General features: G+C 32.3%; 19 protein-coding genes. 8 read left to right on the top strand and 11 right to left on the bottom strand.

The genetic code is table 11. From position 1 onward, the window contains the following. Window positions 1-53 precede the first annotated feature (53 nt). Complete coding sequence (locus tag ACZIYX_RS05130) at window positions 54-575, top strand: CvpA family protein (RefSeq protein ID WP_462681129.1); 522 nt, start codon at window positions 54-56, stop codon at window positions 573-575. 61 nt (window positions 576-636) lie between these two features. Here the strand turns inward: ACZIYX_RS05130 and ACZIYX_RS05135 are convergent, their stop codons facing one another. The 11 genes from ACZIYX_RS05135 to ACZIYX_RS05185 all read right to left on the bottom strand — a co-directional run bounded on the left by ACZIYX_RS05135 (window position 637) and on the right by ACZIYX_RS05185 (window position 13,074). After that, a complete protein-coding gene (locus tag ACZIYX_RS05135; RefSeq protein ID WP_462681130.1) occupies window positions 637-2,514 on the bottom strand; it encodes a SulP family inorganic anion transporter in 1,878 nt (625 codons plus the stop codon). Window positions 2,515-2,633: 119 nt separating this feature from the next. Continuing rightward, window positions 2,634-3,260 carry a carbonic anhydrase gene (locus ACZIYX_RS05140; RefSeq protein ID WP_462681131.1) on the bottom strand — a complete coding sequence of 209 codons (627 nt, stop codon included), beginning with the start codon at window positions 3,258-3,260 and terminating at the stop codon, window positions 2,634-2,636. 167 nt (window positions 3,261-3,427) lie between these two features. After that, the gene (locus ACZIYX_RS05145) at window positions 3,428-3,799 is read right to left on the bottom strand and encodes a hypothetical protein (RefSeq protein ID WP_462681132.1); all 372 of its coding nucleotides are present in this window, start codon (window positions 3,797-3,799) and stop codon (window positions 3,428-3,430) included. A 19-nt stretch (window positions 3,800-3,818) separates the two neighbouring features. Next, entirely contained in the window at window positions 3,819-4,568 is a 750-nt protein-coding gene (locus ACZIYX_RS05150; RefSeq protein WP_462681133.1) for a tetratricopeptide repeat protein, read from the bottom strand. 6 nt (window positions 4,569-4,574) lie between these two features. Continuing rightward, complete coding sequence (locus ACZIYX_RS05155; RefSeq protein WP_462681134.1) at window positions 4,575-6,341, bottom strand: BatD family protein; 1,767 nt, start codon at window positions 6,339-6,341, stop codon at window positions 4,575-4,577. A 60-nt stretch (window positions 6,342-6,401) separates the two neighbouring features. Beyond that, complete coding sequence (locus ACZIYX_RS05160; RefSeq protein WP_462681135.1) at window positions 6,402-7,289, bottom strand: tetratricopeptide repeat protein; 888 nt, start codon at window positions 7,287-7,289, stop codon at window positions 6,402-6,404. A gap of 61 nt (window positions 7,290-7,350) precedes the next feature. Next, window positions 7,351-8,385 carry a vWA domain-containing protein gene (locus ACZIYX_RS05165; RefSeq protein ID WP_462681136.1) on the bottom strand — a complete coding sequence of 345 codons (1,035 nt, stop codon included), beginning with the start codon at window positions 8,383-8,385 and terminating at the stop codon, window positions 7,351-7,353. Window positions 8,386-8,429: 44 nt separating this feature from the next. After that, window positions 8,430-9,434: a vWA domain-containing protein gene (locus ACZIYX_RS05170; protein WP_462681137.1), complete on the bottom strand. Its 1,005-nt coding sequence runs from the start codon at window positions 9,432-9,434 to the stop codon at window positions 8,430-8,432. 2 nt (window positions 9,435-9,436) lie between these two features. Continuing rightward, a complete protein-coding gene (locus ACZIYX_RS05175) occupies window positions 9,437-11,026 on the bottom strand; it encodes a DUF4381 domain-containing protein (protein WP_462681138.1) in 1,590 nt (529 codons plus the stop codon). Window positions 11,027-11,097: 71 nt separating this feature from the next. Next, a complete protein-coding gene (locus ACZIYX_RS05180; RefSeq protein ID WP_462681139.1) occupies window positions 11,098-11,964 on the bottom strand; it encodes a DUF58 domain-containing protein in 867 nt (288 codons plus the stop codon). A gap of 108 nt (window positions 11,965-12,072) precedes the next feature. Further along, window positions 12,073-13,074, bottom strand: a complete 1,002-nt coding sequence (locus tag ACZIYX_RS05185) for an AAA family ATPase (RefSeq protein ID WP_462681140.1) — start codon at window positions 13,072-13,074, stop codon at window positions 12,073-12,075. 335 nt (window positions 13,075-13,409) lie between these two features. On the opposite strand from ACZIYX_RS05185, the gene ACZIYX_RS05190 reads away from it, so the two are divergent. The 7 genes from ACZIYX_RS05190 to ACZIYX_RS05220 all read left to right on the top strand — a co-directional run bounded on the left by ACZIYX_RS05190 (window position 13,410) and on the right by ACZIYX_RS05220 (window position 22,057). Then, complete coding sequence (locus ACZIYX_RS05190; protein WP_462681141.1) at window positions 13,410-14,162, top strand: SDR family NAD(P)-dependent oxidoreductase; 753 nt, start codon at window positions 13,410-13,412, stop codon at window positions 14,160-14,162. Between the two features lie 87 nt (window positions 14,163-14,249). Next, a complete protein-coding gene (locus tag ACZIYX_RS05195; RefSeq protein WP_462681142.1) occupies window positions 14,250-15,386 on the top strand; it encodes a DUF5929 domain-containing protein in 1,137 nt (378 codons plus the stop codon). 96 nt (window positions 15,387-15,482) lie between these two features. Continuing rightward, entirely contained in the window at window positions 15,483-16,211 is a 729-nt protein-coding gene (locus tag ACZIYX_RS05200; protein WP_462681143.1) for a metallophosphoesterase, read from the top strand. A 231-nt stretch (window positions 16,212-16,442) separates the two neighbouring features. Then, window positions 16,443-18,290 carry a sensor histidine kinase gene (locus tag ACZIYX_RS05205; RefSeq protein WP_462681144.1) on the top strand — a complete coding sequence of 616 codons (1,848 nt, stop codon included), beginning with the start codon at window positions 16,443-16,445 and terminating at the stop codon, window positions 18,288-18,290. 12 nt (window positions 18,291-18,302) lie between these two features. Next, complete coding sequence (locus ACZIYX_RS05210; protein WP_462681145.1) at window positions 18,303-19,055, top strand: LytR/AlgR family response regulator transcription factor; 753 nt, start codon at window positions 18,303-18,305, stop codon at window positions 19,053-19,055. 260 nt (window positions 19,056-19,315) lie between these two features. Then, window positions 19,316-20,152 (top strand): hypothetical protein, encoded by an 837-nt coding sequence (locus ACZIYX_RS05215; protein WP_462681146.1) that lies wholly within the window; start codon window positions 19,316-19,318, stop codon window positions 20,150-20,152. A 315-nt stretch (window positions 20,153-20,467) separates the two neighbouring features. Further along, window positions 20,468-22,057 carry an alpha/beta fold hydrolase gene (locus tag ACZIYX_RS05220; RefSeq protein ID WP_462681147.1) on the top strand — a complete coding sequence of 530 codons (1,590 nt, stop codon included), beginning with the start codon at window positions 20,468-20,470 and terminating at the stop codon, window positions 22,055-22,057. Window positions 22,058-22,151: the final 94 nt, after the last annotated feature.

The raw sequence follows: 22,151 nt of genomic DNA on the forward strand, positions 1-22,151 counted from the left end.
TATATAATTAAGTAAGAATTATGCATTATATTTGAATCTAATTCAAACTATTAATGAACTACATCGATATTATTTTAGGAATACTTTTACTTTGGGGATTGATAAAAGGGTTTAGCAAAGGGCTGTTTTCATCTTTAGCATCTCTTATTGCACTTGTTGTTGGTATTTATATTGCGGTACATTTTTCTCATATTGCGGGAGAATACCTTCAAAAATATGTGGATTGGGAAGAAGGGGCTATGAAATTAGTTGCTTTTGCTATAACTTTTATTATTGTTGTAATTCTGGTTTCTCTTGCTGGTAAAATTTTAACTAAAATTGCAGATTATGCTGCTCTTGGGGTTTTAAATAAAATTTTGGGGGCTGCTTTTGGTGTATTAAAAATGGCTTTTATTGCTAGTGTTATTATTATTTTTATAGATGCAATAAACAACAATATTACGATACTTAAAAAGGAAACTTTAGATTCTTCAATATTATACAATCCTGTTCGCAAACTTGCACCAATGGTTTTACCAAATATATGGAAGCAAGAAAAAGAAGATCCAAAAAGCAATAAAGACAATCAGGTTTAGTACCTGATTGTCTTTGTTTTAAAATGGTATAAAATCACCCAAAAATCGTGGGTATTTATCGTTACAGCAAATCTTGTTCTGGATTAACTACATCTTTTACTACTTTGCTTAAATATCTTATACATGAGTCAAAATCTTTAAAAACACAGTTTTCTGGTATTAAGTCTGGTATGATATCGATATTTTTTGCCAAATACAAAGGTTGTTTTTGGATACCAACAATATGGGTCTTAATTCCTTTTTGTTCCAGGCTTAATATAATTTCTTCAAGAGTATAAACACCGGATTGATCCATATATGGCACTTTATCCATTCTAAGGACTACATGTGTAGCTGATTGGGGTATTTGGTTTGCCATTTGTTGTAACTCGCTTGTAGATCCAAAAAACACTGGTCCGTTAAGGTGTTTGATAAATATTTCTTCTTTAAGTTTTTTTGGTATGTTTATTTCATCATTCCATAGCTTCTCTGTTTTATTGTTATTTTCCAAGCCTCCTAATGATTCTACTTTTGATTCTCTGGCTGTAACGTCTCCCATTTTTTTCATAAAAATAAGAGATGCAATAATCAACCCTATCCCTACTGCATATACCAGGTTCCAAAACACGGATAGCACCAAAACAATAATCATTATTGCAACTTCTACTTTTGGTATATATGGTATTGCTTTTAATCCTTTATAATCCATTACTCCAATACCTACTGTAATTAAAATACCTGCCAAAACTGCTGCAGGAATCTTTGAAGCAACAGGTCCTAATGCTAATAATATTATTAACAGCATAATCCCTGCTATCATTCCTGATAATCTGGTTTTTCCTCCAGCGTTTATGTTTACAACAGTTCTAATTGTAGCACCTGCTCCCGGGATTCCCCCAAAAATAGCTGCAACAGTGTTCCCTATTCCTTGACCAACCAACTCTTTATTAGGATTATGTTTTGTTTTGGTCATATTATCTGCCACAACCGAAGTTAATAAAGAATCGATAGCTCCTAAAAATGCCAGAGAAAGTGCTGTAAAAATATATGGAGCTACAGATCCCATGCTAAAATTTGAAAATATGGATAAATTTGGTATAGGAAAACCACTTGGTATTTCTTCAATTGGCCTGTAATTAAAATTAAAGCCATAGGCAACGCCAGATACAAGGATTAGTGCAACCAGTGTGCTTGGTATTGCGGTTGTAATTCGTTTAAAACCATAAATGATTATTATGGTTATCAAACACAATATAAGTTCTAAATAATTGATTTTAGATAATGCCCTGGGTAAGCTTTTAATGGCTCCAAGTACGCCAGATGCTTCGCTCCCTGCCAGGGTACCGGCTTCTAGAGTGATTTCTTCTTCAGAAATGTTTTCAGCTCTTTTTATGGTTTCTTTAAAATCTTCGAGTACCAAGATTCCTTCTCCTGCTTCTTCTTTAAGTATTTTATCCAAAATAACTTCTTCAGCTTGTGGTTTAAATTTATCTACAAAGCTTTGATCTTCTTTTGGATAATATCCTAATGCAGGCAAAAATTGAGTAACAAGTATCATTACTCCAATAGCTGTCATAAAGCCAGATACTACGGGATATGGGATGTATTTAATGTATTTTCCTAATCCTATTGCTCCTAATCCTATTTGCATTAAACCTGCCAAAAGAAACACGGTTAAAATAGCTGGCAATGCTTTTTCGACATTTCCATCATTAGCACCGATCAATCCGGCAATCACCAACATACTAACTGCTGTCATGGGTGCTGTAGGTCCAGAAATTTGTGTGTTTGTACCACCAAATAATGCTGCAAAAAAACTAATGAAAATTGCTCCGTACAATCCTGCACTAGGACCTAATCCAGAGGATACCCCAAACGCTAACGCTAATGGTAATGCAACGATACCTGCTGTTAACCCTCCAAACGCATCTCCTTTAAAATTGCTAAAAAACTGCTTCATGTACTATATTATCTTTTAATTTATTTGAAAAGCTTTTGTTATTACGCCAGCTATAATTATTTAACTATTTCTATATAAACTTAGAATATTCTAAATTGATTTTTCGGGCATTATTTTACTTAATCCAAATGATAGATTTCCATAATATTTTTAAGAATATCTTCAAATCGAATTTTTAAATCTATCAATCTTCCAGTATGCACATCAAATACCCATCCGTGTACTTTTAAACCTCTTTCTCTATATGCTTTTTGTACTGATGCTGTTTTAATAAGGTTAACACATTGTTCCTGAACATTTAACTCTACCAAGCGATCGTATTTTTTGTCTTCATCTTCTATACTATTTAATTCATTTTTGTGAATTCTGTATACATCTCTTATACTTCTTAACCAAGGATTTAAAATCCCCAGATCGGCAGATTGCATTGCCGCTTTAACTCCACCACACGCATAATGCCCACATACTACTACATGATTTACTTTTAAATGCTCTACAGCATAGTCTATTACAGACATCACGTTAAGATCTATACTTATTACCATATTGGCAATATTGCGATGTACGAATACTTCGCCTGGTCCTAAACCCATTAGATCTTCTGCTGTTACCCTACTGTCTGAACATCCTATATATAATAATTCTGGATTCTGTCCCTTACCAAGTTCATCAAAAAAATCAGGATCAAACTTTAATTTTTCTTCAATCCATTTTTCATTATTATCAAACACCCTATCTAAATTCATTTTTTGCCTAATTAAAGTGGAAGTAATTGTATCAAAATATAGTATTAAGGCCAAAAATTATAGCAGCAATACTGGTTTTAAATTCTGAAATCAATTACCATAAAAAATCAAATACTACATTTTTTCTTTATGTAAAGACGGTAGTATCTATGGTTGTAAAAAGGAAATTAGATAAACTTAGGGGGAGGTGTTTTGTGTTCTAAAAACACTGACGAGTTTTGAATATGAAATTCTGGAAACCATTTAATGATAAGATTCGACACAGTTGCTACCTCATCCAAATAATGAAAAGAAATCTTGTCTTTTTCTTTAAAATCTTCTTTTTCTGAACTTTCTTTTTCTTCAGAACTCTCAGACTCTTCAATAGCTATTGAGGTTTCATTATCACAGTTGTAAAAATGGATTACTCTTACACCATAATTAGTAATACAAAATATGAATCCTAATACAATTAAAAATTTTGCTATTTTGAGTTTGTTTATCACTAATAAGTTTTTGGCTAAAATAAAAGTATTACTTTCAAATTTAGTTAAATCCATTGTAAATTTAGACAACAAATTATAACTCTTTTAAATCACTTGCAGGAATCCACCCTATCTTACCATCTGTAAGCTTGATTTTTTTCCAGTCATTTACGGTTTCTGTTACCCGCACTTTTGTTCCTTCATGAAGTTCAAAAATTTCTTCACTTCTAAGATTTGGTTCGCTTTTTACTATAGTTTCCTGAGAAAAAATAATAGCAAATCGATTGTTTTCAATAAAATTATACTGTTTATAGGCAAAGGAAATGCCTAAAATACCTAAAATCAATAATCCCAAAGAGACAGCAAAGAATCCTCTCTTTTTTGATGAGTTATTTGTAGTATAATACAAAATAAACAGGATTACAAAAAGTATAATACAAACTACTGAGGACCATGCCCACCCGTCAAAGCTAAGTGTATTGGTAATTTTTTTTATTGTTCTTGAAATAAATCCTTCTGGTATTACATCTATTGCATCAATAGTAGCTTTTTGAGCAAACGCCAAATTATTTTTTATATCCTCATCATTAGGAGCTAATTGTAAAGCTTTTTCAAAATAAAAAATGCTGGCACCTATATTACTTAATTTATAGTGTGCATTTCCCAAATTATAATATAATGAGGCAGATTCTTTGCCTGTACTCAAAATAGAAGTGTATTTATCAATGGCCTCTTGATAGTTTTCCTGGTTATATAAAGAGTTACCTCTCTGAAATGTTTCTTCTTCTTGAGAAAAACCTGTAGTAATAACTAAAAAAACAAGTATTTCAACTATTCTTTTCATCTCTTTTTATAGTTGTTTATCTATCGTTGCAATTATTCTGGAAGCTTTGTCATAATCTTGCTGCATTGCAGAAGTTGATGAGGGTGTATATCTGGCAAACTCACAGCTTTCTAATAATGCCATAAATTCTATAGATACAGAATTTTCTACATCCTGCTCTTTTAATAATCGTTGTATTCGTTCTTTGCTCATATCACTGGTTTGGATATGTAATTTTGCTTTCAGGTAGTTATGTAACGCTCGTTCCATAGCAATATAGAACTCCTTTTGGCTTCCTAAATTCTTTTTGGCTTCTGACAGGTATTTACGGGCCAATTTATCTGCTTTACGAACTCTATTACCACTAACATCGCTTAATCTGTCCTGTCTCTTTTTTCCGAAGAAAAGAAATAAAGGAATTGCTAATAAAGGAGCGGTCAAAGACAACCAATATCCTGTAGAGTTAAAAAAGTGTTGTTTTTGTATTGGCTGAAGGTTGGCATTGAGTTTTAAAAACCTAAACTGGTTTCCAACTTGTGTTACTGCTTTTTTATTAGTTCCTTCAGTTTTAGATGTACCAGCTATACTTGATCCATCTGGTCCGTTTTTTACATTAATTACAATCTCTTCAGAAGTAATTTTTTTATATGTTTCTGTCTTTAAATCGAAATATGAAAATGAAATTGATGGTATTGGATATTTGCCTTTGTACTGGGGAACCAAAGTATATGTATCTGATATATTACCCCCCATACCTGTAAGGTTGGTTCTTACTCTTTCATTATGTTGTGGCTCGTATTGCTCTAAACCATTAGGAACATTAAGTTTAGGAAGGTCAAAGAGTTTTAGATTACCATTTCCGGACACCAATACTTTTGCATCCAAAGATTCTGTAGCATCCAACTCTTTTTTATTGGTAGTTACTTCAAATTCGAACTCTCCTACTGCTCCAGAAAAATCTTCTGGTTTTCCTTCCAAAGGCAATGGTTTTACATTTATAACTCTATTACCTGCTGCTACGGTTTTGTTTACTGTTGAATATAATCTGCCTCCAAAAATATCTCTTCTTTTTGTAGGTACATCTACAGAAACAGATAACGTTAGGGGCTCTATATCCAATTTACCTGTTTTTTGTGGATATAACACGGTTTTACGAAGTACTACATACCGATATGGCTCTCCCTCATATTCTCCGTTTTCGATTTTAAGTTGTTTCATATCTATAGCCTGGCTCCAGAAATCACTGTATTTTGGGCTATCCAACTCTCGCCAGTTGCTTACACTAATTCTGGGACTTACATATAATTTATAAACTACGGTTATTGCCTCATTTAAATAAGGATCAGATTTAGAAACCTCAGCTATAAGGTGCAAGTTTTCACTTGCTAATAAATCGGTATCATCTCCATCTTTTGGTTTATCCACAGCACCAGTAACCTCAACATCTATTGGTAACGTCTTATATGTCTGTCCATCAATCTCAATAACTGCTTGTCTTATGGTAAATTTACCTCTGCGAGTAGGTTCTAAAAAATAACTAAACGTTTTGGCATAGGATCTTTTTCCGTTAATCCATGAGTTGCTAATAGATTGATTTGGGCCTCCCACCACTGTAAATCCAGAAAAAGAAGGTGGGGTAAAATTATCGCCATCCTTATTCATTTCAAAATCTACTCGTAATCTTTCATTTACACCCAATTTCTTTTTGCTCACTTTGGCTTCAAATTTTACTTGAGCTAATGCAAGCTGCATTGTTGTCAATAATAGTGTTAGAAAAATTAATTTTAGTTTCATTTTTATCTCATTTTGGTTATGTAAGATCTTCAAGATTTTAAAGGTCTTGAAATCCTTAATTTACCAGTCTTTATCTGTTTTTGTTTTTGAACCTTGTGCTTTTTTAGCATTTATTTTATCCTGAACCTTCTTTTCTTGATTATTCATGGCTTCTAATAAGCTTTTTACCTGTTCTGGAGATAATTGACCTTGTACTTGTTGTGGCTGTTGCTCTTTTGGTTGCCCTTCTTCTTTATCTTTTGGATCTCCTTCTTTATTTTTTTCTTCGTCCTTGGGATCTCCTTTATCGTCTTTTTCTTTATCTCCTTTGTCCTTTTTATCCTCTCCCTCATCTCCTTTATCTTTTTGGTCGTCTCCCTTATCTTTTTCCTTATCCTTATCTCCTTCGTCTCCTTTTTTATCCTCTTTATCGTCTCCTTCTTTTTTATCTTTATCGTCCTGGTTCTGATCTTTGTTTTGGTCTTTATCCTTATTTTTATCGTTTTCTTGTTCTTGTTTTTCCAACATTTTTTTGGCCAGAGCTAGATTATATCTGGTTTGATTGTCTTTAGAGTTATTTCTAAGGGCATTTTTATATGCTTCTACAGCTTCTTTATATTTTTTTTGTTCCATATAAGTATTACCTTGATTATGAAACGCTTTATGCTTTTCTAGTTTTGATGTAGCTACTTTTGCCGCTTCAGTATAACGCAAAGTGGCTTCGTCATATTTTTCAGAATTATAATATGCATTTGCTAAATTATATTTTGCTACAGGGTTAACCGGATCTTTAGCTATTGCTTTTCTATATTCTCCTTCGGCTTCTGGAAAATTACCTTTTTTAACCAAAACATCATTAGCTGTAGCTATAAACTGATTTGCCTGATTAATTATTTGTTCTTTATCTTCTTCTTGTGCAAACAAAAATCCAAACGGAAAAAAGATTATGATAATAAATAACTTTTTCATTTTATAGTATATTTTCTAACGCTCGTTTATCTTTAAAACCATATTCGCCCTTTTAAACTATTTATTGCTCGTTAAATAGATTTAATTTTTTAACCCAGGATGTTTTTCTTTCCAATAAAAAAATATCTAAAAACAGCAACAGCAATCCTGCTATAAGAAACCATTGAAATTGATCTTTAAAATCTGCAAATTGCTTGGCTTCAAATTCTTTCTTGTCCATATTTTGAAGTATTGTCGAAACTTCTTCTACAACCTCTTTTGTATTTTTACCATCAATGTATATGCCATTTGCTTCTTTGGCAATTTCCTGCAAAGTTGTCGTATTTAGTTTGGTAATAACTGTGCCACCCTGGCTGTTTTTCTTATAGTTTTGTATAATTCCATTTTGTTTTAATGGTATTGGGGCTCCTTTTTCGGATCCTACTCCGATTGTAAAAATCTTAATTCCTTCTTTTGCAGCTTCTTCGGCAATAGCTGCTGCATTGCCTTCATGATCCTCTCCGTCACTTACAATAAACAAGACTCTATTTGTTTGCTCTTCATCGTTATAATATGTTTTTGCCAATTCAATAGCTTCATTGATTGCTGTACCTTGTGAGGAAAGCATATCGGTATTTAAAGATTGTAAAAACATTTTTCCGGCGGCATAATCGGTAGTGATGGGTAATTGAGGATATGCACTTGCGGCATAAGCAATAATACCTATACGATCACTGGCCAGATTATTGATAATCTGAGTTACCAACTGCTTAGATTTTTCTAATCTATTTGGGGCTATATCTTCTGCCAGCATACTTTTTGAAACATCCATAGCAAAAACAATATCTACTCCTTCTCTTTTTACTGTTTCTAGTTTTGTTCCTATTTTTGGGTTGACCAAAGCAATTACGATACAGGCTATAGCCAAACTAATAACTATAATTTTCAGGATGGATTTAAAAAATGAGCGATCCGGGCTTAGTTTTTTAAGAAGTCCTGAGTCTGCAAATTTTTTCTGTGTGGTTTTTTGCCAAACTAAAACTCCCAGAAACAACAAAATAAGTACTGGAACACCCAATAATAACCAGAAATATATTTTTTCTTCTAATAAATACATATTCTCTACTCTATTCGCTAAACCTTAAAAGGTTCATGCTCTATTTATATAAAACTTTTAAATACTGTATATCGCAATAAAAACTCCACAAAAATCAACAGTAATGCAAGTAATGCCAGTGATCTAAATTTTTCTTCGTAATTATAAAACTTAAATTCTTCGATATCTGTTCTTTCTAATTTGTCAATTTCCTGATAAATTTGTTGCAATTTTTTATTGTTGGTAGCCCTGAAGTATTTACCACTGGTTACTTTGGCTATTTCTTTTAGTAGTTCTTCATCAATTTCTACCTGTACTCTGCCATATTGAAAAGATCCATCGGGCAGTATAGCTACGGGAGCCAATGCCATACCATTAGTACCTAAACCAATAGTATAGGTTTTAATACCATATTCTACTGCTAATTCTGAAGCGATCTTAGGGTCAATAAATCCGGCATTATTAGAACCATCGGTAAGTAAAATAATTACTTTACTCTTGGCTTTGCTGTCTTTAAGCCTGTTTACCGAGGTTGCCAATCCCATTCCTATTGCGGTACCATTTTCTAATACATTATCGTATTTAATATCTTTTAAGCTGCTTAAAACTATAGATTTATCGCTTGTAATTGGTGTTTTGGTAAAACTTTCTCCTGCATATACAACCAACCCGATACGATCGTTAGGTCTGTCTTTGATAAACTCTGCTGCTACTTCTTTTAAAGCCTCTAACCTATTAGGACGAAGGTCTTTTGCCAACATACTGGCAGATATATCAATTGCCATTACAATATCAATACCCTTGGTTGTTTTGGTTTTGGTAGATATATCTACGGTTCTTGGCCTGGCTAAAGCGGTAATGATTAGTGATAAAGCAATTAACCGGATTACAAATAACAATGGTTTAAGTTTGGTTATCCAACTGGCAGAAACTTTAAACCCTTTTATACTAGAGATCCTGAGTGCTGCCTGTTGCTTGTTTCGTTTCCATATATACCATGTTATTGCTAATGGAAGCATTAAAAACAACCAAAAAAACTGTGGGTTCTCGAATGTAAAATTTTCAAACATTGTTATTTGTCGTTTTTAAGTTCTACAGAATTAATTATTCGTTCTGCCACATCTTTTGCATATCGGTCTTCTTTATTATAAGCTACAATAATTTGTTGAAAACCGCCTCCTTCTTTAAAATTAAGCATAAAATATTCTGCTTTTTGTGATTGTTGTGTAACCGGGTTTTTTGCTGTAAAATCCCCAAAAACTTTTAATCCTTTGGCACCATGCAAGGTTTCATATTCATCGGTTTTAAAAGTAATATTTTTAGCGCCTTCTGCCTCCATTCCTCCTATTGCTCCTTCAACGGCTTTTTCGAGATCAATTTCGGTATTTTGGCTATATACCACAGTACTTGCTGCTATATAAAAATTTCCTAACAGGTTTCCGTATACAAAAGTCTCGTTTCCTTTAAGGATTTGCTTTTGCTCATCTGTCATCTGGTATGCATTACGAATAAGTACTTTGGGTGTCGAAATGGTAACCGGTGGGGATCCATAAGCACTGGTAATCCACTCAGATTCTGCCATTTCTTTGGTAGGATGCCCAAATACCGTATCTTTTACTACATCAAATCCGTATGCCCAACCAAAACCTATCCAAGTTCCTAAGACTAAAACAACAATAGCGGCACTACCGATGAAAATTTTCTTTTTACGTTTTTTTTCTGCTACTGTTTTTCGGTACTCTTCGTCTGCCAATAATTCTTCTTCTGTTGGCTCTGGAATAGCACTTTTTGTTTTATGAATTACTTGTTCTATTACATTACGATCTGCTTTTGCTGTTATAACATCTGGTTTAGACTTTGCAAATTTTGCCATATCGGCTGTTTTTAAAACCTTTTTAAGATCTTCAATGGTTTTTTTGTCCAGATTAAGGTGTCCGGATTTTATTTCTTCGTCTAATCTTGCAATTAATTCATCTGTGGTACTTTCCATGGCGTGGTCGTATACCTCTTCGTCTATATATTTACGGGCAGTGTCACTTAACTGTGAGTAGTACTCTTTATGAGAGTCTTGTTCCAGCAAATGAGATTCATCGATTTTACGAAGTGCCAGTATTGCTCTTTCATAAGGCGGCAATTCGTTTTCTTTATTGGCTGCTCTTTTCTTTTTTCTAAGTACAAAAAATATAATTATCCCTAGTACAAGTAATATGCCTCCTATCCATAAAAGCCATCTTTTCCAGTCTATTGCAAATTTAGCTTCTACCTCTACCAAAGGTTTGATTTCATACATCTTTTGTTTGGTAGTATCTACTAAGACATCTCTGATTTCTACCTTAAGTGAATCTGTAAAAAATACCTGATCCCCCACCATTACTTTTTGTCTTGGAATGGTATAATGACCAGAATCAAACTGAGTTAATGCATATTCTTTGATTAAACTAAAACGTTTTCCATTTCTGGAAGTATCTATTTCTAGGGACTCAATTACTTCGAGAGGTGTAAACGTTTTTCCTTCAGGAAATACAACTATTTGCGTAGAATCGGCTTCAACCTGCATTTTATAACGAATTTCTTGTCCGATTTCGACTGTTGTCGAGTCTATAGTTGCGGTAACTTGGGAAAAGCCTCCTAGTCCCCAAAGCGGAAATATAATCCAAGCCAAAAATCTTATAATTTTTGCTCCTGAATTTATACTATTATTTCGTGATTCGTAATTCTTCATTCGTAATTCTACTATCCTCTTCTTTTAAAATAACCTAATAATTTTTTTACATAACTTTCATCTATCCTACTACTCAAAGAACCTGCGCCACTGCGAGTAAAACTATCTTTAAAATAATCTACTCTTTCCTGATAATATTTACTATAGTTTATACGTGTTTTCTTTGAACCAGTATTTACCAACATAAGTTCCCCTGTCTCTTCATCTTCCATCTGTACCATCCCCAGATTTGGTATTTCTTCTTCTCTTCTGTCATAGACTCTAATCCCGGTAACATCATGTTTTCTTCCTACTATTTTTAGAGTTTGTTGGTAATCGTCTGCAATAAAATCAGAAAGCATAAATACGATTGCTTTCTTTTTCATAACATTAGACAAAAATTTTAATGCGCCTGTTATATCTGTTTTTTTACTTTTTGGTTCAAACTCCAGTAATTCTCTTATAATTCGAAGCACATGAGATCTCCCTTTTTTAGGAGGAATAAAAAGCTCTATTTGATCTGTAAACAAGATCAATCCTATTTTATCGTTATTTTGTGTAGCAGAAAAAGCTAATGTTGCTGCAATTTCAGTTATAATTCCTTTTTTAAACTGCTCTTGCGTACCAAAAAGCTGTGATCCGGAGACATCCACCATTAACATCATTGTGAGTTCTCTTTCTTCTTCAAAAACTTTTATATAAGGCTCATTATATCTGGCAGTTACATTCCAATCGATATTACGAACATCATCTCCAAATTGATATTGTCTCACTTCACTAAAAGTCATACCACGCCCTTTGAATGTAGAATGATATTCTCCTCCAAAGATATGGTCGCTTAAACGACGTGTTTTAATTTCTATTTTTCGAACTTTTTTTAATAACTCTTTTGTATCCATGTACTCGCCTTTTGGCTCGTTAATAATAAGTAAAGAGTACAAAGCCCAAGATATTTTAGTGCTTTGTACTTATTAGTTAGGAATTTGTACTGATGTAAAACATCTCTGCTAAGGCACTTCGATTTCGTTAACTATCTTGTTGATAATATCTTCAGAGGTTATATTTTCTGCTTCTGCTTCATACGTGATCCCAATACGATGACGCAGTACATCATGAATTATTGCCCGAACATCTTCTGGAATTACATATCCTCTTCTCTTAATAAAAGCATAGCATTTTGCAGCAGTTGCTAAATTAATACTACCACGGGGTGATGCTCCAAAATTGATTAATGGTTTTAATTCTTCTAATCCATATTTTTCTGGATAACGAGTTGCAAAAACAATATCCAGAATATATTTTTCGATTTTCTCGTCCATATACACCTCTCTAACTGCTTTCTGTGCACTTAGAATTTGCTCTATCGAAACTACAGGGTTTACTTTATCGAAAGAACCTCTAAGGTTTGCTCTAATGATTAGCTGCTCTTCGTCTAATTTTGGGTAATCAATAACCGTTTTTAACATAAAACGATCGACTTGGGCTTCTGGTAAAGGATAGGTTCCTTCTTGTTCTACAGGGTTTTGAGTTGCCATTACCAAAAATGGCTTATCTAATATAAAGGTTTCATCTCCTATGGTTACTTGTTTTTCCTGCATAGCTTCGAGCAGTGCACTTTGTACTTTTGCCGGAGCACGATTTATCTCATCAGCTAAAACAAAATTAGCAAAAATAGGTCCTTTTTTAATAGAAAAATCATTCTCTTTCATATTAAAAATAAGGGTCCCTACTACATCTGCGGGTAGTAAATCCGGGGTAAACTGAATACGGCTAAAACTACCATGAACGGCTTTTGACAAGGTGTTTATCGCCAATGTCTTTGCTAATCCAGGAACTCCCTCCAACAAAATATGACCTTGCCCTAATAACCCAATAAGTAAACGCTCAACCATGTGCTTTTGACCAACAATCACCTTATTCATTTCTAAGGTGAGTAAATCTACAAAGGCAGATTCTCTCTCTATCTTTTGGTTAATTGAAGCAATATCAATAGAACTGTTCTCTTCCATTTATTTTATTTTTTTAAAGTCGTGAATTTAATATTACTAATCCAACATTGCAAATTGTCGAAATAATTTTCTTTTTCTTGTTAATTCTTGGTTAAAAGTACCTTGAAAAACCTGTAATAAGCGCAATTTTTAAAGTATATTTAACCTTCTTTTACAAAAAATTAAACACACAGATTTTCATCATTTTCATGATGAGTTTATCAAAAGACGACGGTTTTATACCTGCGTTGCATTTTTTTTAACTAGTAAACTTAAAATACTATTTCTTTTTCTTTATGTAATTACAGTTTTTTTACTGTGTTCTAAGTAAAAGAAAGCAATATTAAAATTTTAAAATGAAAACAGCATTAATAACAGGAGCAACTAGCGGGATAGGAAAATCCACTGCTATAGAATTTTCGAAACACAATATAAACCTTATCCTTTGTGGCAGAAGGCAAGATAGATTGGACCTATTAAAAGAGGAGCTAAGTAAAAAGGTAGGGGTACATACGTTATGCTTTGATGTCAGAGATAAAAAAACAGTTTATTCTGCTATAGAAAATCTTCCTGAAGCGTTTAAAACAATTGATATCCTTATAAATAATGCAGGGAATGCTCATGGTCTTGATCCTATACAAACCGGAAATACCGAAGATTGGGATGCTATGATAGATATTAATGTAAAAGGGCTATTATATGTATCCAAAGCGATTATTCCCAAAATGATAGCACAAAAATCCGGACATATTATCAATATTGGTTCTACTGCTGCAAAAGAAGTGTATCCAAACGGAAATGTATATTGTGCTAGTAAACATGCCGTAGATGCAATCAATAAAGGAATGCGAATGGATCTTAACCAATATGGAATACGTGTTGGCGGTATCCATCCGGGATTAGTAAAAACAGAGTTTAGCAATGTACGGTTTAAAGGAGATCATCAAAAAGCAGATAATGTATATAAAGGCTATGACCCTTTAACCCCAGAAGATATTGCCGATATTATTACTTTTGTAATTACCCGCCCATATCATGTTAATATAGCAGATCTGGTAGTGTTTCCTACTGCGCAAGCCAGTAGCACTATGGTTAATAAAAGTTTATAATTTCTTTATTCTCTATTACATTGTCTACCCAATAAAAATAGTTAAGTTTATATTGGGAAAAGTATTAATTGCTATTTGTAACGAGGAATGATCAACAAACGCCTGCTTATTAAAAATTTACTGGCACATAATGACGAAAATAGTTTTTATGATAAAAAGCTTAAACTTAATATTGGCGAAAAAGAAGGGAAGGCTAAACTATTAAAGCATATCTGCGCTCTGGCAAACTCTAACCCAAAAAACAACTCATATATTGTTATAGGTGTTGAAGATGAGGACAACCAGATCGTGGGAGTGGATTTTTTTGATGATAGTAAAATCCAGAATTTGGTTAATGCGTATTTATCCAATCCTCCTATTGTTTCTTATGAAAACATTCCTTTTCCCCATCTCCCATCAGATAAAGTAGTTGGATTAGTTACTATTCGCCCAAAAGATGGAAAACTTTGTTCGCTTCGTAAAAATATCTGGAAATATTATGGTGGCAGTGTGTTTTTTAGAGATGGTAGTATAAGTATGCCCAAAGTTTTTGATATCGAGATCAAAGATGTTAATTCTGAAATTGTAAATGCTATCGAAAGCCATGCGCAAAACAATATAGAGCTTACACTAGACGGGGTTTTTCATTTTATGAACTCCAGAACAGATTATAATCCCACATACAAAGTATTTAAAGAATATTTTGTGGTTTGCTGGGCTGCAAAAGAAAAACGACAAAATGGAGAAATATATTACTCTCGCGTAGATATCGAACTAATTAATGAGCATGTAAAACTGTTCTACTCAGAGTTGGACGAAGTAAGTATATCCTTAACCGAGGATCAATTTAAAATCATAGAGTATGTGCAATTGGGGTTTCAAGATACTTTTAGATATTATCCTTTAGAAGAAGTTGTAATTATTTTTAAAGATAATGCCAGTTATGATATAGAAAGTAAGCTTCTTTTTGAGCCTCCAAAATTTGATCGTAAAATATTGCTTCGTTTGTATAATAGCAATAATGCTATACTCGAAAAACTAAAACAAAAAATTCCTTTATCAAAAAATGAAGAAAAAGACATTATCAATCTTCCTGCTACCTATTTGATTTGCTATTTTAATGATTTTAATGAAGCAAAAGAAAAACTAGAAGAAGCAAAACCTTATATAAAAATGTATAATGAAAAACTGTATTCTTTATACAAAGAAAGTATTAGGGTTTTAAGGAAAGTGAAATACAACTAAAAACACTTCAGTACTCATAAAATATATACAATAACATCATGTGCTCTAAAAATCAAACCAACAAATAAATATCCACTAACCACAATTAAATAACAGATGAGCAGAGTTTTAGTAATTGGAGATATTCATGGTGCATTACAAGCATTAAAACAAGTACTTAAAAAAGCAAAAGCAACAACACAGGACACCCTTATATTTTTAGGAGATTATGTAGATGGATGGAGTGATAGTGCCACTTTGGTTTCTTTTTTAAGTGAATTAAAAAAAACGCACAAATGTATTTTTATCAGAGGTAATCACGACCAACTAACGTATACATGGTTAACCGAAAAAACACATAATCCGGATTGGATAAAACATGGAGGACAGGCTACTATAGAATCTTATGCAAAATTACCGAAAGAAGAAATACATATCCATCTACAGTTCTACAAAAATTTACTTAATTATTATATAGACACAGACAATCGTTTATTTATACATGCAGGGTTTACCAATCTTCATGGTCCCGATCAAGAGTATTTCAGTAAATTATTGTATTGGGACAGAACCTTATGGGAAACGGCATTGTCCCTGGATCCCAGTCTTAAAAAAACCGACCTCACCTATCCTAAACGATTATTATTATTTCATGAAATCTATATAGGGCACACGCCAGTTACCAGAGTCAACAAAACTATACCAGTACAAGCCGCCTGTGTTTGGAACCTGGATACCGGGGCTGCTTTTAAAGGTCCTCTCACCATAATGGATATAAACTCTAAAGAATATTGGCAAAGCGATCCTGTTTATACCTTGTACCCCAATGAAAAAGGAAGAAATTAAAAAATTAAACTACCGATCTAAGAGTATAAATGAATGTTTAAATTCTTAATAGTTTTTAACCTGATTTATGCAGTAAAAAATCTATTACATCTTGTAGCTACTGCAAATTACATAGCCTAATATAGAAACAGAAAATACTTCTAACACAATTTATATGAAGGACTGGGGGCTTGCTTCCTATAAACGTTATATTAATAACACACTCTCAACGATAAATAGCTATTAGGATATATGTCAAAAAAATTACTACACATAATCTATGTTCTTATTGCATCAAATATATATTACTATAACCTCAATGCCCAAAATACTTTAAATGAAAATATAACCCAAATCCCCTTTAAAGTATATAAAACTATAGATGATACGCTATCGATACACAATATTATAAAATCTGACTCCCTCTTTCGATCATCTAAATATTTTACTGAGAAAACCAGACCAAAAGATATTTATTGGATAAAAATCGACTTCGATAAAGAATTAGAAACATTAAAAACAGATAGTATCTGGTTTCTAAAACCCAGTAATTATGCACATGCATCTATATTTTATACCGAGAACAGTATACTGGTAGAAAAGAAATTTGGTTTATTTGATGGTTCAGAAAAAATTAATTCTACATCCTATATTAATAAAATACCTTTTATACACAACTCACTCATTAAAAACCGATTTCTATATCTAAAAATAAGACGTTTACGATTTTCAGATCGTGTTATAGATTGGAAATTTTATTATACCTCGCAAAATTTAAATCATTCATTACAAAATTATCACTTTCAAAAAGATATCAGCCCCCCGATACGCAGGCATATTTTTACAGGGATATGCCTGGTTATGTTTGTTCTCACCTTTTCATTCTTTATAACTTCAAGAAATTTTGAGTTCTTATTTTACTCTTTATATATTTTATGGTTATTTATCTACCTAAATGGTCCTTTACTTATATCAAACAATATCATTTTTGATGGCTATAACATCATCACTCATTGGTTTTTTCAGATCGCACAAGTATTAATTAATTTATGTTATGTTTATTTTGTTTCATTTTATCTAGCTACAAAAAAAGACTATCCTGCGCTCAATCGTATCATAAAATATATTATTTACACACTTGTCATTATCATAATCATAGACAGTTCCTTTTTGTATTTCAAATATTTTGAAGCAGCTATTTATATTATGAATATTCAGCGTTTAATAATGACCATTTTTGGTATTGGCGGGATGGTTTATTTACTACTTACTGCCAAAAACCATTTAGCCTATTTTATAGTCGCCGGATCATTCTTATTCCTGATAGGCACTCTGGGTTTATTTTTTACCAAAGCATACGATTATATGATGGCAGGAGCAACTCTCGAAATCATAATTTTTGCATTAGGCTTGGCATATAAAATACAACAGGAGCATAAAGAAAAACTGCTCTTCGAAAGAGAATCATTTATTAACAATTGTAAAGCACTAAGAGCGCAACTAAATCCGCATTTTATTTTTAATTCATTAGGGTCAATTCAACACCTAATTGTATTTGAAAAAAAAGAAGCTGCTTTAAAGTATCTTTCTAAGTTTAGTCATTTAATGCGAACCCTACTCGAAAATTCTATAGAAACAAATATTGTATTATCTGATGAAATTAATTTATTACATCAATATCTGGAATTAGAAGCTTTACGTTTTGATGCCAGTTTTGAATATGCCATTCATATAGATGATACGATAAACGCAGATGCCGAAGAGGTACCCATGTTGATCATTCAGCCATTTATCGAAAATGCAATCTTGTATGGTTTATTAAATAAAAAAGAAGCGGATAAAAAATTAAATATTTGTTTCAGAAAAGAAAAAAATCATATTATTTGTGAAGTAGATGATAATGGTATTGGAAGAAGTGCTGCTAAAAGCATAAAATCACCCTATAAAAAACTTACAAAATCCAGAGGTTTAGAACTAACCGAAAAAAGATTGCAAAAACTTCATCGTTCTGAAGAAAAAAATATAGAAATTATAGACAAAATGGATACCTATGGGATACCTATAGGAACCAGGGTAATTATCAAAATTCAAACCGAATAAAATATTCAAATTATGAGCTTAACAGCAATAATTGTAGATGACGAAAAACATAGTAGAGAGACCTTAGCAAAATTAATAGAAGAGTTTTGCCAAGAAACCACTGTTCTAACAACCGCAAATTCTACAGCAGAAGCCATTGAAAAAATTAAAAGTAATAAACCTGACGTTGTTTTTTTGGATATAGAACTACAATCAGGAACAGGTTTTGATATATTAACCCAAATCGACACCATAAATTTTGAAGTGATTTTCACTACTGCTTACGAGCAATATGCTATACAGGCCATAAAATTTTCATCTTTAGATTATTTACTTAAACCTTTGGGTATTGAAGAGCTCAAAACTGCTATAGAAAAAGCAAGGAAAAAGAAAGATCAGGAGGTATACAAGAAACAATTAGAAACCCTGATAGATAATCTGCAACAACAGCCAAAGTTTAACAAAATATGTCTATCTACAGCAGATAGTGTAGAGTTTATTAATATAAAGGATATTCTATACTGTAAAGCCAATGGAGCTTATACTTCATTTATTCTCAAAAATAATATATCTCTTTTAGTAAGCAAACACCTTAAAGAATATGAAAAATTACTGATCAAACAGCAATTTATGAGAATACATAACAGTTTTTTGATCAATCTGAAAGAAGTGAAAAAATTTGTGAAGTCAGACGGGGGTTATATCATAATGAATAATGATGATATCATTAACATTTCAAAAAGTAAAAAAGAAAAGTTTCTTAATGCCATGAACCATCTGTTGTAATAGTACAACAAAAAGTATTCTTGCTTTTATACATCAAAAAATAAATTCATATTTTGATTAATTTATTGTCTTATCAATTAAAACCATAAATCCATTAGCTAAAATACATCTTTTGTAAATTTCTCCTTAGCACTCCTGACCGCATACTCTAAATTTACCGAAATACTGATATACAGGGTTAAAGTATAATATACATACCTCTGATATACAATAGTATAATTATTAATCACATCATTTTAAATTTAGAAATCAAAATCATTATGAAAAACAAAATCAAAATTAACTTTAACAGAATTTTAATCCTATGTGCTGTATTTTCCCTATTCTTGTTTTATTCTTGTACTTCTGAAGAAGATACAATACCAGAAATTACAGAAGCAGTAACAACTAAAACTTTGGCAACAATAAGTTTACCAAGTAACACTACAATTACTTTTAAAACAGAAACCGACGGTATTGTCTTTGAAGCTATAGGAGATTCTGATAATTTTGGCGAGTTAGATGGGTTAAATGATTTAAGCCTGTTAGATCGTTTTTTAACCTTAACCGACGAAAGTATTGCCGTACCTGCAGATCTTATCGAATTAGAAGAAGATCAAAAAATCAAAGAAAAAGCATTGCAAAGAGGCACTATAGAAAAACACAGTACAAATATTCCTATTTCAAAATCATTTTCAAATCATATCAAATCCCCAAAAGTCCATTATTACTGTAGTGGACCGAAAGAAGATTTCGAAAATCAGTCTTCTGATTCATATGAAGAAACCTACAAAAATTATAATGGATATGTTTTTACCGGAAGTGAGCTTCATTCTACACTAAAAAAATGTCGCAGAGTAGAGTTTGGTTTATCCAATTGCGATTATAATAAAGAATTAAGGGTTTATCATAATTATACGCCTAATAATGGGGGCCCCTCAAAAACATATACCATTATCGATATTCCTCCACGTAAACATAGATATTACTCAAAATCATTCTTTACAAAAGCCAAGAGAATAATACAAATTGTTAGTGTGAACGGACATCGATTCGGGGGAGTAGTACGTTTTTCAAGATACAAAGACAATTTATCATGGGTATTAAGTAAGAAATAAATAATTATGTATCTATTTGGTAGCATAAAATAGTATCCCCCGATACTCATTTAATATCGATAAAGCTTTTTAATACCCAGTTTGTGTAGTTAAGTAAAATAAAAATTCCCCGTAATCATTAATTAATGATTACGGGGAATTTTTATTTTATAACTAACGTCTTATAATTGTGATTGCTGATAATACCAGCCAATATGTTCAATAATCAACTGAAAAGCTATAATCATGTATTGAAAACACACAACCATCAATTCTATATCAATATTGTTTCTTATTGATCTTATGTTTGATCACATTCTCTTAAAAACACAAATCATGAAAAACAAAATCAAACTCAATTTAGCAGGAGTTGTAACAATACTCCATTTCTTTTTATTCTATTCGTGTAACTACGAAGAGGATATAGTATTAGAAAATGAGAACTTAGTCGAAAATAAAGAATTGGTTTTTGAAGTTCCACTTCCTCCAATTATATCTGATGGACCCTATAACTATAAAGTTAAAAAATATTCCTTTATGCAAAACCAAGAAGAGCATAAAGGTAAATATTATATGCCTGTCGGTGGTCCTTCTAATTATCCTTTTGCATTGATCATGCACGGACACGGATTTAATTACAACGAATATAGCGTTTTGCAAAGACATTTGGCCAAACATGGTATTGCCAGTGCTAGTATACAATGGAATTCTGCTAAACATGATCTAAGTGTAAATACAGAAATGACAAAGCATATAAACTGGTTATTTAATCAATATCCACAACTAATCAATTCCATAGCACTCATAGGACATAGCATGGGTGGTGGAGCCGTAGTAAGATTTGCCGATGATCTTGAAACAACTACTGGTAAGGATATAAAATCTGTAATATCACTGGCTCCCGCACTTCAACATGATATGAATGTTAAACATAACCTGATTAATACTATAAAAGGATTACTGGTCATATACTCTGGAAATGATGAAGATAGATATGGGGTAAAAAGTTTTGACGGAAGAGAACAAAGCGGTTTTAAATTTTATGATGAGTGTTCTACAGAAGCACAAACTTTTAGTAACACATTTCCTGCAAAAGATATGATCTTTTTTAAAGATGGACGTCATATTATGTATACCGACAGGTCTCAGGAACCTATTAATTATCAATACAGTGGTATTAATCAAAATAAAGTTATCAATGCCTATATTTTGGCGCACCTGAAATTGCACCTTGAAAATCATCTACAATACGACCAGTTTTTTAAATACCAAAGAAAACCAATAAATATGCCAGTAAATGATGTATCTGAGTTTTATCAACAACATACCGATGCCAAAAAAAGTGTACTTGCCAACTTCGAAAACAATTCGGCTACCCAAAATTATCAAGGCGGAGCTATTGTTAAATCTTCTACTGGGATTACTACCTTGAAAGTAGGAGACAGTTGGAAACTGCACTCTTACTCACCTCATCATACTAAAGCTATGAGAATAACATGGACCAAAAGAAATGTAGGAAGCTCTTTTGTGAAATTTAACTACCCTTCTTCTTATAATTTGTCATCCTACTCGTTTCTAAGCATCAGGGCATCTCAAATTTATAATAACATCAATAACACAACAAATAAAGCCCAGGATTTTTACATTAGTCTTAAGGATAAACAAGGCACATACTCAAAAAAAGTAAAGCTTAGTGATTTTGGTATGATCCCCTATCCAATAAAACACAGTGGCAATACCATATTACCTTTACAAACACCTATTTCTAATCTTACAAAAAGCGCTATGGTCAGTACACTAATCCCATTAAAAGCATTTGGGAATCATATTAACCTTTCAAATATAAAAGAAGTAATCCTGTTATTTAATGTTCCGGGGCATGAAAAAGGTGCTATTATGATTGATAATTTAGAATTTTATAAGTAACTCAGGAGTAGTTTGTGTAGTCTATTTTTTGAATTTAATATTACTATGCCATTTTAAATGTTTTCCAAGTTTTTTAAACTCCCATCTGGGTTAC

The sequence above is a fragment of the Aquimarina sp. genome (assembly GCF_977115655.1).

Bases quoted from the DNA above. Each gene is read 5' to 3' on its own strand.
- ACZIYX_RS05130 (WP_462681129.1), top strand. From the start codon at position 54: ATGAACTACATCGATATTATTTTAGGAATACTTTTACTTTGGGGATTG.
- ACZIYX_RS05135 (WP_462681130.1), bottom strand. From the start codon at position 2,514: ATGAAGCAGTTTTTTAGCAATTTTAAAGGAGATGCGTTTGGAGGGTTA.
- ACZIYX_RS05140 (WP_462681131.1), bottom strand. From the start codon at position 3,260: ATGAATTTAGATAGGGTGTTTGATAATAATGAAAAATGGATTGAAGAA.
- ACZIYX_RS05145 (WP_462681132.1), bottom strand. From the start codon at position 3,799: ATGGATTTAACTAAATTTGAAAGTAATACTTTTATTTTAGCCAAAAAC.
- ACZIYX_RS05150 (WP_462681133.1), bottom strand. From the start codon at position 4,568: ATGAAAAGAATAGTTGAAATACTTGTTTTTTTAGTTATTACTACAGGT.
- ACZIYX_RS05155 (WP_462681134.1), bottom strand. From the start codon at position 6,341: ATGAAACTAAAATTAATTTTTCTAACACTATTATTGACAACAATGCAG.
- ACZIYX_RS05160 (WP_462681135.1), bottom strand. From the start codon at position 7,289: ATGAAAAAGTTATTTATTATCATAATCTTTTTTCCGTTTGGATTTTTG.
- ACZIYX_RS05165 (WP_462681136.1), bottom strand. From the start codon at position 8,385: ATGTATTTATTAGAAGAAAAAATATATTTCTGGTTATTATTGGGTGTT.
- ACZIYX_RS05170 (WP_462681137.1), bottom strand. From the start codon at position 9,434: ATGTTTGAAAATTTTACATTCGAGAACCCACAGTTTTTTTGGTTGTTT.
- ACZIYX_RS05180 (WP_462681139.1), bottom strand. From the start codon at position 11,964: ATGGATACAAAAGAGTTATTAAAAAAAGTTCGAAAAATAGAAATTAAA.
- ACZIYX_RS05185 (WP_462681140.1), bottom strand. From the start codon at position 13,074: ATGGAAGAGAACAGTTCTATTGATATTGCTTCAATTAACCAAAAGATA.
- ACZIYX_RS05190 (WP_462681141.1), top strand. From the start codon at position 13,410: ATGAAAACAGCATTAATAACAGGAGCAACTAGCGGGATAGGAAAATCC.
- ACZIYX_RS05195 (WP_462681142.1), top strand. From the start codon at position 14,250: ATGATCAACAAACGCCTGCTTATTAAAAATTTACTGGCACATAATGAC.
- ACZIYX_RS05200 (WP_462681143.1), top strand. From the start codon at position 15,483: ATGAGCAGAGTTTTAGTAATTGGAGATATTCATGGTGCATTACAAGCA.
- ACZIYX_RS05205 (WP_462681144.1), top strand. From the start codon at position 16,443: ATGTCAAAAAAATTACTACACATAATCTATGTTCTTATTGCATCAAAT.
- ACZIYX_RS05210 (WP_462681145.1), top strand. From the start codon at position 18,303: ATGAGCTTAACAGCAATAATTGTAGATGACGAAAAACATAGTAGAGAG.
- ACZIYX_RS05215 (WP_462681146.1), top strand. From the start codon at position 19,316: ATGAAAAACAAAATCAAAATTAACTTTAACAGAATTTTAATCCTATGT.
- ACZIYX_RS05220 (WP_462681147.1), top strand. From the start codon at position 20,468: ATGAAAAACAAAATCAAACTCAATTTAGCAGGAGTTGTAACAATACTC.